This window comes from Sphingomonas sp. CBMAI 2297 (assembly GCF_029870595.1).
Classification (GTDB): Bacteria; Pseudomonadota; Alphaproteobacteria; order Sphingomonadales; family Sphingomonadaceae; genus Sphingomonas.
Genome location: NZ_JAPDIR010000001.1, coordinates 276,535 through 288,637 on the forward strand (window position 1 = coordinate 276,535; position 12,103 = coordinate 288,637).

A 12,103-nucleotide genomic window follows, 5' to 3' on the forward strand; every position below is an offset into this window, starting at 1 on the left:
AAGGAAAGACTATGTCGATCACTGCCGAGCGCAAGGAAGCGCTCATCAAGGAACACGCCCGCGGCGGCACCGACACCGGCAGCCCCGAAGTGCAGATCGCGATCCTTTCGGAGCGCATCTCGAACCTGACCGAGCACTTCAAGACGCACGCCAAGGACAATCACTCGCGCCGCGGCCTGCTCATGCTGGTCAACAAGCGCCGTAGCCTGCTCGACTATCTGAAGAAGAAGGACGAGAGCCGCTACACCGATCTCATCGCGAAGCTCGGGCTTCGCAAGTAACCGAAAAGGCGGCCCTCGGGTCGCCTTTTTGTCATTCGGGCACGCTACCGTGCCGAACCGCCTCCGCACCGGAGGCACGACGGGGATCGGCAATCCGGCCGATCCTGGAGCCACGTATGGCTCAACTCATAGGCCCCCGCTGCATCGGGTAGCGGGAGTGAAGGAAAACACATGTTCGACAAGAAGACTGTATCGATCGAGTGGGGCGGCAAGACGCTGACTCTCGAAACGGGCAAGGTTGCCCGCCAGGCCGACGGCGCCGTGATGGCGACCCTCGGCGAGACGGTGGTGCTCTGCGCGGTCACGGCCGCGAAGAGCGTGAAGGAAGGCCAGGACTTCTTCCCGCTCACCGTCCACTACCAGGAAAAATTCTCGGCCGCCGGGCGCATCCCGGGCGGCTTCTTCAAGCGCGAGCGCGGCGCCACCGAGAAGGAGACCCTGGTCTCGCGTCTCATCGACCGCCCGATCCGCCCGCTGTTCCCGGAAGGCTTCTACAACGAGATCAACGCCATCGCTCAGGTGCTGAGCTATGACGGCGAGAACGAGCCGGACATCCTGTCGATGGTCGCCGCGTCCGCCGCGCTCACCATCTCGGGCGTGCCGTTCATGGGCCCGATCGGCGCTGCCCGCGTCGGCTATGTCGATGGCGAGTACATCCTGAACCCGACCGACGAGCAGGTCGCCGCCGGCGAGCTCGATCTGGTCGTCGCCGCCACCTATGACGCGGTGATGATGGTCGAATCGGAAGCCAAGGAGCTTTCCGAAGAGATCATGCTCGGCGCCGTGCTGTTCGCGCACGACGCCTGCCGCGAAGTGATCAAGGCGATCATCAAGCTGGCCGAGCAGTCGGCCAAGGAGCCTTGGGAAATGGCGTCGCAGGACGACAACGCCAAGCTCAAGGACAAGATCAAGAAGCTGATCGGCAAGGACATCGCCGCCGCCTACAAGCTGACCGACAAGTCGGCCCGCTCGAACGCGCTGAACGAGGCGCGTGCCAAGGCCAAGGCGCAGTTCGCCGAGGACGGCCTGACGCCGCAGGAAGTCATGGCCGGCATCAAGCTGACCAAGAAGCTGGAAGCCGAGATCGTCCGCACCGCCATCCTGAAGGACGGCAAGCGCATCGACGGCCGCACCACCACGCAGATCCGCCCGATCGTGGCGGAGACGCACTTCCTGCCGCGCGCGCACGGCTCGGCGCTGTTCACCCGCGGCGAGACCCAGACCATCGCCACCGCCACCCTGGGCACCAAGGATGCGGAGCAGATGATCGACGGCCTGAACGGCCTGTCGTACCAGCATTTCATGCTGCACTATAACTTCCCGCCCTATTCGGTCGGCGAAGTGGGCCGCTTCGGCGCGCCGGGCCGCCGCGAAGTCGGCCATGGCAAGCTGGCGTGGCGCGCGCTGCACCCGGTACTGCCGTCGAAGGAGGAATTCCCCTACACGATCCGCCTGACCAGCGACATCACCGAGTCGAACGGCTCCTCGTCGATGGCTTCGGTCTGCGGCGGCAGCCTCGCGATGATGGACGCCGGCGTGCCGATCAAGCGCCCGGTCTCGGGCATCGCCATGGGCCTGATCCTCGAGGGCAAGGACTATGCGATCCTGAGCGACATCCTGGGTGACGAGGATCACCTGGGCGACATGGACTTCAAGGTGGCGGGCACGTCCGAAGGCATCACCACGATGCAGATGGACATCAAGATCGCCGGCATCACCAAGGAGATCTTCGAGGCGGCCCTGGCCCAGGCCAAGGACGGCCGCGCCCATATCCTGGGCGAGATGAACAAGGCGCTGGGCGAGGCTCGCTCGGAACTGTCGGCGCACGCGCCGCGCATCGAGACGATCACGATCGACAAGACCAAGATCCGCGACGTCATCGGCACCGGCGGCAAGGTGATCCGCGAGATCGTCGCCACCACCGGCGCCAAGGTCGACATCGACGACGAGGGCGTGATCAAGATCTCCTCGTCGGACCTGACCCAGATCGAGGCCGCCAAGAACTGGATCCTCGGCATCGTCGAGGAAGCCGAGGTCGGCAAGATCTACACCGGCAAGGTGGTCAACCTCGTCGATTTCGGCGCGTTCGTGAACTTCATGGGCGGCAAGGACGGTCTCGTCCACGTCTCGGAGATCAAGAACGAGCGCGTCGAGAAGGTCTCGGACGCTCTCAGCGAAGGCCAGGAAGTCAAGGTCAAGGTCCTCGAGATCGATCCGCGCGGCAAGGTCCGCCTGTCGATGCGCGTCGTCGACCAGGAGACCGGCGAAGAGCTGGAGGACACGCGTCCGGCCCGCGAGCCGCGCGAACCGCGCGGTGACCGTGGCGATCGCGGCGACCGTGGCGACCGCCGTCGTGACGGCGGCCGCGGCGGCGATCGTGGCCCGCGCCGCGAAGGCGGCGATCGCGACCGGGGCCCGCGGGGCGACCGTGGCGATCGCGGCCCGCGCCGCGAGCGTTCGGAATCGAAGGAGGAGGGTGGCGAGAATATCGGCCTGCCGGCGTTCCTCACCGGCGGCGACGACTGATCGTCCGCGGGTAGATCCGCAAGAATGGCGAAGGGGTCCGGGTAACCGGGCCCCTTTTTCGTTTCGGGTCAAATCCACGGAAAATCCACTGGGCCCGTAACGGGGCCGTTTCTATTTCCCGCCGACCGCCCCGTTCCAGCAATGGGGTGGTGCGTATTTGCGTTATCTTACGCTTCTAAAAGGGGGAATCCATGAACAAGCTTTTCGCGGCCGCGGCTGCCACGCTTCTGCTCGCGCCCGTTTCGGCGGTTGCCCAGGACCGGGCCGAGCCGGCCCATGACTTTGCCGGCCCGCGCATCGAGGCCCGCCTCGGCTATGAGACGCCGACGGTCAGCGACGGCAGCGGCGGCGTGTGGAAGATCGGCAGCGCCGTTTCCTATGGCGGCGAGATCGGCGTCGACATCCGCGCCGGCAACAAGGTCGTGGTCGGCCCCTATGCCAATTACGAGTTGTCGAGCGTCTCGCTGTGCGGCGGCGGCCTCTGCCTCGAGGAGACCGGCAATCTCAGCGTCGGCGGCCGGCTCGGCTTCGTCGTCGGCACCAAGTCGCTGATCTATGTGAAGGCCGGCTATGCCAGCATCACGCTCGAGAGCAAGTCGGGCGCCACCTCCGCTTCGGAGAGCAAGAGCGGCATTCAGGGCTCGGTCGGCGTCGAAGTCGGCCTCGGCAAGAAGACCTACGCCTTCCTCGATGCCAGCTATGCCGATTATGGGCGCTTCCACAGCGTCAACCTGCAGCGCCGCCAGGTCGCGGGCGGCGTCGGCATCCGCTTCTGATCGGATCGTCCGGGAACCGGGGGCATCCGGCGACGGGTGCCCCTTTTTCCCGTCATTTCCGAAGACTAGCCGGGAAATAGCCGCATCGTCTTGCCTCGGATCAGCATGTCGGGCCGCGCCCTGTGCTATCACCGGGGCGGTAGGAGGAGGGCGATGACCCAGGTCGATGGCGAGGTTCGCTGGCCGGAGAAGCTGCCGCTTCTCGAGGATCGGCCCTGGCTCCAGCTCGGTCTGACCCTGGCGATCACCGGGATCGCGCTGCTGATCCGCCTGGCGATCGGGAACATGCTGCCGCCCGGCCTGCCCTATGCCACTTTCCTGCCCGGCGTGATCGTCACCGCCTTTCTGTTCGGGGTGCGGCCCGGCCTGCTCGCGGCGGTGCTGGGCGGGATCCTCGGCTGGGTGTTCTTCATCAAGGACCCGCTCCACGACGCGCCGTTGCCGGGCGTCGCGCCGTCGATCTTCCTCTATCTTTCCGCCGGCACGCTGGTCCTGTTGCTGTTCCACTGGATGCAGACGGTGACGCACGGGCTGATCGCGCAGCGCGAGCGCAACCATCGGCTGGCCGAGACCCGCACCTTGCTCTTCCACGAGCTGCAGCACCGCGTCTCGAACAATCTCCAGGTCGCCGCCGGCCTGCTCGCGCTGCAGAAGCGCCATGTCGGCGACCCCGCCGCCCAGGCCGCGCTCGACGAGGCCGCGCGCCGCGTCGGGACGATCGGGCGGATCAGCCGCCAGCTCTATCGCTCCGACGGCGGGGCACGGGGCGTGCGCGCGCTGCTCGCGCCGTTGGCCGGCGACGTGATCGCGGCGGACGGCAAGCCGGTCGCGCTGGCGATCGAGGATCCCGATGCGCTCGAGCTCGCGCCCGACGCTGCGGTGCCGGTGGCGCTGATCGTCGCCGAAGCGGTGGCCAATGCGATCGAGCACGGCTTTGGCGGGCGGGAAGGGGGGCGGATCGTGATCCGCTGCCGGCGCCGCGAGCCGGGCTTCGCAATCGAGATCGAGGATGACGGACAAGGGCTCCCGCCCGGCTTCGACATCACCCGCCACGCCAGCCTGGGTCTCCACATCGCCGCGACGCTGGCCGGCCAGCTCGGCGGCCGGTTCGAGATGGCGCCACGGCCGGGCGGCGCGCTCGCCCGGCTGGCCGTGCCCTAGCCCTGGCCCTCGCGCCCGGGCCGGTAGCGTAGCGCCTCCACGATCGCGGCGAAGGCCGGGGTCGGCTGGCGCCGGCTCGGATAATAGAGATGATAGCCGGAAAAGGGCGGCGACCAGTCCTCGAGCACCGCCTCCAGCGCGCCGCTGTCGAGATGCTCGCGGACCAGATTCTCCATCAGATAGGCGAGCCCGAACCCGTCGAGCGCCGCCTCGCGGATATGGAAGATGCTGTTGAAGGTCAGCTGCCCGTCCACCCGCACCCGCTGCGCCCGTCCGCCCCGCTCGAACTCCCAGGCGTAGAGGCCGCGCAGCGTGGGCAGGCGCAGGTTGATGCAGCAATGGCCGGCCAGTTCCTGCGGCGTGCGCGGGCGGCCCGCCCTGGCGAAATAGCCGGGCGTCGCCACCACCAGCATCCGCATTTCCGGGCTGATCGGCACCGCGATCATGTCCTTGTCGATGATGTCGCCCAGCCGCACGCCCGCGTCGAACTTCTCGGCGACGATGTCGACCAGCCGATAGTCGGTCTCGATCTCCAGCCGGATGTCCGGATAGCGGGCGAGCGCGCCGCGCAGCCGGGGCCAGAGCACGGTCTGGAGCGAGAATTCGTCGGCGGTGATGCGGATATTGCCGGCGGGCCGCTCGCGCAGGTCGTTGAGCGCTGCGACATGCGTCTCGATCTCGTCGAGATGGAAGGCGACCGAGCGCAGCATCCGCTCGCCGGCCTCGGTGGCGGTGACGCTGCGCGTGGTGCGGTTGAGCAGCCGCACGCCCAGTCGCTCCTCGAGCCCGCGCATGCAATGGCTGAGCGCCGAGGGGGTCACGCCCAGCTGCGCCGCCGCGCGGGTGAAGCTGCGCTCGCGCGCCACGGCGACGAAGGCGGCGAGATCGGCAAGGTCCTGGCGGTTCATTGCTGAAAATCTCTCATAAACCCGTTCAGATTGCAGCCCCTAATCGGCGGGGCGATCCGCCCTATCTCTGCCGGGTGCGGGGCGACCTCATCTCAGGAAGGCAGGACATGCAGAAGCGCATTCTCGGCAACGGCCTCGAAGTCTCGGCGATCGGCTATGGCTGCATGGGCCTGGACTTCGCTTATGGCAGCAAGCTGAGCACGGCGGAGAGCAGCGCCCTGCTGCGCGCTGCCGTCGATCGCGGCGTCACCTTCTTCGACACCGCGGAAGTCTATGGCCCGTTCACCAATGAAGGCCTGGTCGGCGAAGCGCTGCGCCCGGTGCGCGACCAGGTGGTGATCGCCACCAAATTCGGCTTCAATATCGTCGACGGCGTGCAGCAGCCGGGCCTGAACAGCCGGCCGGAACATATCCGCGCGGTCGCCGAGGCTTCGCTCCAGCGGCTCGGCATCGAGCAGATCGACCTGTTCTACCAGCACCGCGTCGATCCCGATGTGGCGATCGAGGAAGTCGCCGGCGCGGTGAAGGCGCTGATCGCGGAAGGAAAGGTAAAGCATTTCGGCCTGTCCGAGCCGGGCGCCGATACGGTGCGCCGCGCGCATGCCGTGCAGCCCGTCACTGCGATCCAGAACGAATATTCGCTGTGGACGCGCGGCGTGGAGACCAACGGCATCTTCGCGGTCTGCGAGGAACTGGGCATCGGCCTGGTGCCCTACAGCCCGCTCGGCCGCGGCTTCCTCACCGGCGCGATGCACGCGGACACCGCGTTCGGCGATGGCGATTTCCGCAGCAAGCTGCCGCGCTTCACGCCCGACGCGATGGCGAAGAACCAGGCGCTGGTCGACCTGCTCCAGCGCATCGCCGCGGAGAAGCAGGCGACTCCGGCCCAGGTCGCGCTGGCCTGGATCCTGGCGCAGCGCCCCTGGATCGTGCCGATCCCAGGCACGACCAAGCTGCACCGGCTCGAGGAGAATCTGGGCGCCGCCAAGGTGGCCCTCACTGCCGGGGACCTTGCCGGCATCGCCGCCGCGCTCGCCGAGATCGACATCGAGGGCGAGCGCTATCCGGCCCCGCTGATGCAGGTCGTCGGCCGGTGAAGCCGGCGCCGGCGTTCGCCGTGCTCGCCCTCATGGCCGGGCCGGCGAGCGCCCAGTCCCTTTTCCAGGAGAAGCCCAGCATGAAGCTCAATCGCAGCGGCTCCCAGCCTTCGCAGAGGGGGCCCGCCGAATGGTTCACCGGATCGGTGCGGATCGATCCGCTCACCATCGCGCCGGAGCCGCGCTACGGCGTGGCGAGCGTCACTTTCGAGCCCGGCGCGCGCACCGCCTGGCACAGCCATCCGCTCGGCCAGACGCTGATCGTCACTTCGGGGCTGGGCTGGACCCAGTGCGAAGGCGAGGCGATCGTCGAGATCCGTCCGGGCGATGTGATCTGGTGCCCGCCCGGCCATCGCCACTGGCATGGCGCCAGCCCCACCACCGCGATGACGCATATCGCCATCCAGGAGGCGCTGGACGGCAGGATGGTCACCTGGCTGGAGCATGTGACCGACGCCGAATATCTCGCCGGCCCGGCCCGGGAGCGCTGATGCCGCACGTCATGCTCCACCTCGCCGCCGGGCGCTCCGATGCCGAGAAGCGGCGCCTGGCCGATGCGCTCGCCGCCGCCGTGACGGCCGCGATCGGATCGCCGGCGGAGAGCATATCGGTCGCGATCGAGGACGTGCCGATGGACGACTGGCCGCAATTCTATCGCCGCGAGATCGCCGCCCGGCCCGCGCTGCTGTTCAAGCCACCGGGCTATTCCTTCTGACCCCGATTTCCTTCCCCCCAAAGACCAACCGAGGACCATCATGCCCAGCCCAGCCAAGGCCTATGCCGCCCAGTCGGCGACCGCGCCGCTCGCCCCCTTCAGCTTCGCGCGCCGCGACCTGCTGCCCGACGATGTTTCGATCGACATCCTCTATTGCGGCGTCTGCCATTCGGACCTGCACACCGTGCGCGGCGAATGGGGCGGCACGCTCTATCCCTCGGTACCCGGCCATGAGATCGTCGGCCGGGTGACGGCGGTGGGCGGCGACGTCACGCGCTTCGCGGTGGGCGACCTGGTCGGCGTCGGCTGCATGGTCGACAGCTGCGGCCATTGCCCGTCCTGCCATGCCGGCGAGGAGCAGTTCTGCGAGACCACCGGTTTCGTCGGCACCTATAATGGCGCGGACAAGGTGCTCGGCGGCCACACTTTCGGGGGCTATTCGGACCATATCGTCGTCAAGGACGTCTTCGTCGCGCGCATCCGCCACGACGAGAAGGATCTGGCCGCGGTCGCGCCGCTGCTGTGCGCGGGCATCACCACTTATTCGCCGCTGCGCCACTGGAAGGCGGGGCCGGGCAAGAAGGTCGGCGTGGTCGGCATCGGCGGGCTTGGCCATATGGGCATCAAGCTCGCCGCGGCGATGGGCGCGCATGTCGTCGCCTTCACCACTTCGCCCGACAAGATCGAGGATGCGAAGAAGCTGGGCGCGCACGAAGTCGTGGTCTCGCGCGATGCCGAGGCGATGGCGGCCCATGCCAACAGCTTCGACTTCATCCTGAACACCGTCGCCGTGGCGCACGACCTCAATGCGTTCCTGGTGCTGCTCCGCCGCGACGGCACAATGACGCTGGTCGGCGCGCCGGAGCATCCGCATCCTTCGCCGGATATCTTCAACCTGCTGCTCAATCGCCGCGCCATCGCCGGCTCGCCGATCGGCGGCATGGTCGAGACGCAGGAGATGCTCGATTTCTGCGCCGAGCGCGGGATCACCGCCGATATCGAGATGATCCGGATCCAGGATATCGAGACGGCCTATGCGCGCATGACGAAGAGCGACGTGAAATATCGCTTCGTCATCGACATGGCGTCCTTGAAGGCGGAGGGCTGAGGGTGGCGGCCGGCGCTCCGAACCGGGGCGCCGGTCGCGGCCGTGCGCCGTCCTGCGCGACGCCCCGGCTCCGCCCCGAGGCCGACTGCGAAAATGGGAGGCGATTGGGGAGCTTCTGTTGCCCGGCGCTCCCCGTGCCGCTGGATTCCGCTTCTGTTGCCCGGTGCGGTCCAACCGCGCATTTTAGAGTAACCTTAAGCCGTTAGGCCGTGGGGTTACGCCGCAATAGCGAGTGCTTCGTTATCGTTGGCACTTGTGTTTCAGACCGTCGCGGTGGCCCAAGCCGAGAGATAGTCAGCGCTTTTCAACACACGTCGATCCTAGTTCGGCCCCGTCATCAACTGCCTTGGCAGGTAGCTGGTGGTGGAGCCGCCGGGTACCGCCCCCGGGTCCGCTGCGCCTATTGCACGCCGTCGTTTATCCCCATAGCCGACCGAAGCCGGCAGCCCCTATATAGGGGCTCGGCGATTAATGAAAAGGTCAGGCTGCATTTCCTAAGGCCTTCACAGTGCCGCAAACAATTGGCATGGAGGCTGCATCATGTTGACCCAGCGTTCCCGCTATGCGCTGCGCGCGATGCTTTTCCTTGCCGGACAGCCCGCCGCGGGCGCGCCCACGCCGATGAACCGCATCGCCGCCGAGGCGAACGTGCCGCGCAAGTTCCTCGAGCTGATCCTCGCCGACCTGCGCGAGGCGGGCTTCCTCCTCTCGACGCGCGGCAAGGCCGGCGGCTATCGCCTGGCGCGGCCGACGCACCTTATCTCGCTGGGCGAGATCATCCGGGTGATCGAGGGGCCGCTGGCGCTGGTCCCTTGCGTCAGCCGCACCGCCTATCGCCCCTGCAACGACTGCAAGGACGAAGCGAGCTGCGCGATCCGCCACGCCATGGCGCGCGTGCGCGACGAGACGGCCCGCATCCTCGACGGCACCAGCCTGGCCGATGCCGTCGCGGAAGACCTTGCCGCGGCCTAGGCCGCGTTCTTCTTCTTCAGCTCGTCGCGAATCTCGCGCAGCAGCGTCACGTCGGCCGGTTCGGCGGCGGCGGCCTCTTCCGGCTTGGGGAGCATGCGGTTCACCGCGCGCACCAGCAGGAAGATGATGAAGGCGACGATCAGGAAATTGACCGCCGCGGTGACGAACGCGCCATAGCCGAACAGCGGCACGCCGGCCTTTTTCAGCGCGGCATAGTCGGTCGACCCGGCCAGATTGGCGGGGATCGGGCCCAGCGCGATGAAATAGCTCGAGAAATCGAGCCCGCCAAAGATCTTGCCGATCAGCGGCATCAGCAGATCGTCGGTGAGCGAGCTCACGATCTTGCTGAAGGCGGCGCCGATGATGACCGCCACCGCCAGGTCGATCACATTGCCGCGCGAAACGAACGCCTTGAATTCCTTGAACATCCCTTCGGCTCCCGTCTCCTGCCGCCGAGGTGCGGCATCCCCGGCATGATGCACGGATGCGGCTCCCGCGCAAATGCCGACTGTCCGATTTCGCTTTCGAACCCCGGTGTGGCCACGGTATAAGACACTCCGAACCAGATCCGGAGGATCATGACGTGATGAAGTTTCGTGCCGTTCTCGCCCTTGCCGGCGCCGCCCTGCTCTCGGCCTGCGGGCTCAACAGCGTGCCCACCGCGGAAGAGAATGCGAAGGCGAAATGGGCTGACGTGCAGGCCGCCTATCAGCGCCGCGCCGATACCATCCCCGCGCTGGTCAACACGGTGAAGGGCGCCGCCGCGTCCGAAGGCAAGATCCTGACCGACGTGGTCGAGGCGCGCGCCAAGGCGACTTCGGTGCAGGTCTCCGCGAACGATCTCACCGATCCGGCCAAGGTCCAGGCCTTCCAGGCGGCGCAGCAGCAGCTGAGCGGCTCGCTCGGCCGCCTGCTCGCCACCGTCGAAGCCTATCCCCAGCTCCAGAGCCAGCAGACCTTCAAGACGCTGATGGATCAGATCGAGGGCAGCAACAACCGCATCACCATCTCGGTGCGCGACTATAACGCGGCGGTGCAGGCCTATAACACCCGCATCCGCACCTTCCCGGACGCGATCGGCGCCAAGATCTTCTACGGCGCCAAGCCGATCGTTCCGTTCCAGGCCCAGGCCGGCGCGGAGAAGATGCCCGAGGTCAGCTTCGGGAACAGCAACTGATCCTGAGGGCGCTCCTCCTCTGCGGCGCGCTCGCGGCCTGCAAGCCGGCAGCGCAGAACGCGCAGTCCGTCTCCGCCGGATGTACCCCTCCGGCGGGGGCCGTGGCGGCGCCCGTGGCCGATGCGGTGGGGAAGCCCGGCCCCACCCCGGCCGGCTATGACTTCCCGGCGCTGACCGGCCGCGTGGTCGATGCTGCGGGCCTGTTGTCGGTCAGCGAGCGGCGCAGGCTCTCGAACCGGCTGGTCGATGTCGAGAAACAGTCGAAGCATCAGTTCGTGGTGGTGACGGTGAAGAGCCTGGGCGGCCACGACATCGCCGATTACGGGGTGAACCTCGGCCGCACCTGGGGCATCGGCCGCAAATGCTTCAACGACGGCGTGCTGCTGATCGTGGCGCCCAACGAGCGCAAGGTCCGGATCGAAGTCGGCTATGGCCTCGAAAAGGCCCTGCGCGACGAGGAAGCGGGCGAGATCATCCGCAACGAGATCCTGCCGCGCTTCAAGGAAGGCAAATACCCCGAAGGCATCGCCGCCGGCAGCGAGGCCATCATTCGCGAGATCACCCGATGATATTGTTGCGTAGCCTGCTCGCGTTCCTGCTCGTCCTGGCGCCGCTCTCGGCCCAGGCGCAGCCCAATTTCCCCAAGCTCACCGGCCGGGTGGTCGACGACGCGCATCTGCTCTCGCCCGAGCAGGTCGCCCAGCTCACCCAGCTTTCGAACGATGTGGAGAAGGCCTCGTCGCGCCAGTTCGTCGTCGCGACCATTCCCGATCTCCAGGGCTATGACATCGCAGATTATGGCTATCAGCTCGGCCGGGCCTGGGGGATCGGGCAGAAGGAAGCGAACAACGGCATCGTCCTCCTGGTCGCGCCCAACGAGCGCAAGGTGCGGATCGAAGTCGGTTATGGGCTCGAGCCGATCATGACCGACGGCCTGTCCAGCCAGATCATCAGCGAGACGATCATTCCCAGGTTCAAGGCCGGCGACATGGCGGGCGGCATCGTGGCGGGCGCGCAGGCGATCGGCGCGCAGATGAAGCTGCCGCTCGAAGTTGCCGAGCAGCGCGCGCAACAGCAACAGGCCCAGGTCACCCAGAAGCGCCAGCAGGGCCATGGCGGCAGCGGCTTTCCCATCGGCCTGATCTTCTGGGGCATCATCCTGGTCTTCGTGATCCTGCCGATGCTCGGCATTTTCGGCCGGCGCCGGCGGCGCGGGCCCTGGGACCGGCCCTATCGCGGCGATGGCGGCGCGCTGCCGATCATCCTCTGGTCGATCGCCAACGAGATCGGCCGCGAGGCGAGCCGCGGCGGCGGTGGCGGCGGCGGCTTCTCGGGCGGCGGAGGATCGTTCGGGGGCGGCGGCGCCTCGGGGAGCTGGTGAG

14 protein-coding genes and 1 other RNA gene are annotated in these 12,103 nt (G+C 67.4%); 12 read left to right on the top strand and 3 right to left on the bottom strand.

Features of this window, described 5'->3' with window-relative positions; all coding sequences use genetic code 11:
* Window positions 1-11 precede the first annotated feature (11 nt).
* The 4 genes from rpsO to OMP43_RS01450 all read left to right on the top strand — a co-directional run bounded on the left by rpsO (window position 12) and on the right by OMP43_RS01450 (window position 4,744).
* A complete protein-coding gene (rpsO, locus tag OMP43_RS01435) occupies window positions 12-281 on the top strand; it encodes a 30S ribosomal protein S15 (protein ID WP_086127986.1) in 270 nt (89 codons plus the stop codon).
* A gap of 171 nt (window positions 282-452) precedes the next feature.
* Entirely contained in the window at window positions 453-2,807 is a 2,355-nt protein-coding gene (gene pnp, locus OMP43_RS01440) for a polyribonucleotide nucleotidyltransferase (RefSeq protein WP_280277726.1), read from the top strand.
* A 191-nt stretch (window positions 2,808-2,998) separates the two neighbouring features.
* Window positions 2,999-3,583, top strand: a complete 585-nt coding sequence (locus OMP43_RS01445; protein WP_280277727.1) for an outer membrane beta-barrel protein — start codon at window positions 2,999-3,001, stop codon at window positions 3,581-3,583.
* 153 nt (window positions 3,584-3,736) lie between these two features.
* A complete protein-coding gene (locus OMP43_RS01450) occupies window positions 3,737-4,744 on the top strand; it encodes a histidine kinase dimerization/phosphoacceptor domain -containing protein (protein WP_280277728.1) in 1,008 nt (335 codons plus the stop codon).
* On the opposite strand, the gene OMP43_RS01455 is transcribed toward OMP43_RS01450, so the two are convergent.
* Window positions 4,741-5,652, bottom strand: a complete 912-nt coding sequence (locus OMP43_RS01455; RefSeq protein WP_280277729.1) for a LysR family transcriptional regulator — start codon at window positions 5,650-5,652, stop codon at window positions 4,741-4,743. The two genes, OMP43_RS01450 and OMP43_RS01455, sit on opposite strands and share 4 nt — an antisense overlap.
* 107 nt (window positions 5,653-5,759) lie before the next feature.
* Between OMP43_RS01455 and OMP43_RS01460 the strand changes: the two genes are divergently transcribed.
* From OMP43_RS01460 to OMP43_RS01475, 4 genes are all read left to right on the top strand, one after another.
* A complete protein-coding gene (locus OMP43_RS01460) occupies window positions 5,760-6,749 on the top strand; it encodes an aldo/keto reductase (protein WP_280277730.1) in 990 nt (329 codons plus the stop codon).
* A gap of 80 nt (window positions 6,750-6,829) precedes the next feature.
* Window positions 6,830-7,240, top strand: coding sequence for a cupin domain-containing protein (locus OMP43_RS01465; protein ID WP_280277732.1), 411 nt, complete (start codon window positions 6,830-6,832; stop codon window positions 7,238-7,240).
* Window positions 7,240-7,464 carry a tautomerase family protein gene (locus OMP43_RS01470; RefSeq protein ID WP_280277733.1) on the top strand — a complete coding sequence of 75 codons (225 nt, stop codon included), beginning with the start codon at window positions 7,240-7,242 and terminating at the stop codon, window positions 7,462-7,464. Before OMP43_RS01465 ends, OMP43_RS01470 begins: the two co-directional genes overlap by 1 nt.
* Before the next feature lie 40 nt (window positions 7,465-7,504).
* Window positions 7,505-8,572, top strand: a complete 1,068-nt coding sequence (locus OMP43_RS01475; RefSeq protein ID WP_280277735.1) for an NAD(P)-dependent alcohol dehydrogenase — start codon at window positions 7,505-7,507, stop codon at window positions 8,570-8,572.
* A gap of 103 nt (window positions 8,573-8,675) precedes the next feature.
* Here OMP43_RS01475 and ssrA read toward each other — a convergent pair.
* Window positions 8,676-9,054: a transfer-messenger RNA gene (gene ssrA, locus OMP43_RS01480) on the bottom strand.
* 58 nt (window positions 9,055-9,112) lie between these two features.
* Here ssrA and OMP43_RS01485 point away from each other — a divergent pair.
* Window positions 9,113-9,544 (top strand): Rrf2 family transcriptional regulator, encoded by a 432-nt coding sequence (locus OMP43_RS01485; RefSeq protein ID WP_280277736.1) that lies wholly within the window; start codon window positions 9,113-9,115, stop codon window positions 9,542-9,544.
* On the opposite strand, the gene mscL is transcribed toward OMP43_RS01485, so the two are convergent.
* Window positions 9,541-9,972 carry a large conductance mechanosensitive channel protein MscL gene (mscL, locus tag OMP43_RS01490; protein ID WP_167299854.1) on the bottom strand — a complete coding sequence of 144 codons (432 nt, stop codon included), beginning with the start codon at window positions 9,970-9,972 and terminating at the stop codon, window positions 9,541-9,543. The two genes, OMP43_RS01485 and mscL, sit on opposite strands and share 4 nt — an antisense overlap.
* Before the next feature lie 158 nt (window positions 9,973-10,130).
* On the opposite strand from mscL, the gene OMP43_RS01495 reads away from it, so the two are divergent.
* From OMP43_RS01495 to OMP43_RS01505, 3 genes are all read left to right on the top strand, one after another.
* Window positions 10,131-10,721 (top strand): LemA family protein, encoded by a 591-nt coding sequence (locus tag OMP43_RS01495; protein ID WP_280277738.1) that lies wholly within the window; start codon window positions 10,131-10,133, stop codon window positions 10,719-10,721.
* A gap of 101 nt (window positions 10,722-10,822) precedes the next feature.
* Window positions 10,823-11,290 (top strand): TPM domain-containing protein, encoded by a 468-nt coding sequence (locus OMP43_RS01500; RefSeq protein WP_280277740.1) that lies wholly within the window; start codon window positions 10,823-10,825, stop codon window positions 11,288-11,290.
* Window positions 11,287-12,102 (top strand): TPM domain-containing protein, encoded by an 816-nt coding sequence (locus OMP43_RS01505; RefSeq protein WP_280277742.1) that lies wholly within the window; start codon window positions 11,287-11,289, stop codon window positions 12,100-12,102. The genes OMP43_RS01500 and OMP43_RS01505 overlap by 4 nt, the downstream gene beginning before the upstream one ends.
* Window position 12,103: the final 1 nt, after the last annotated feature.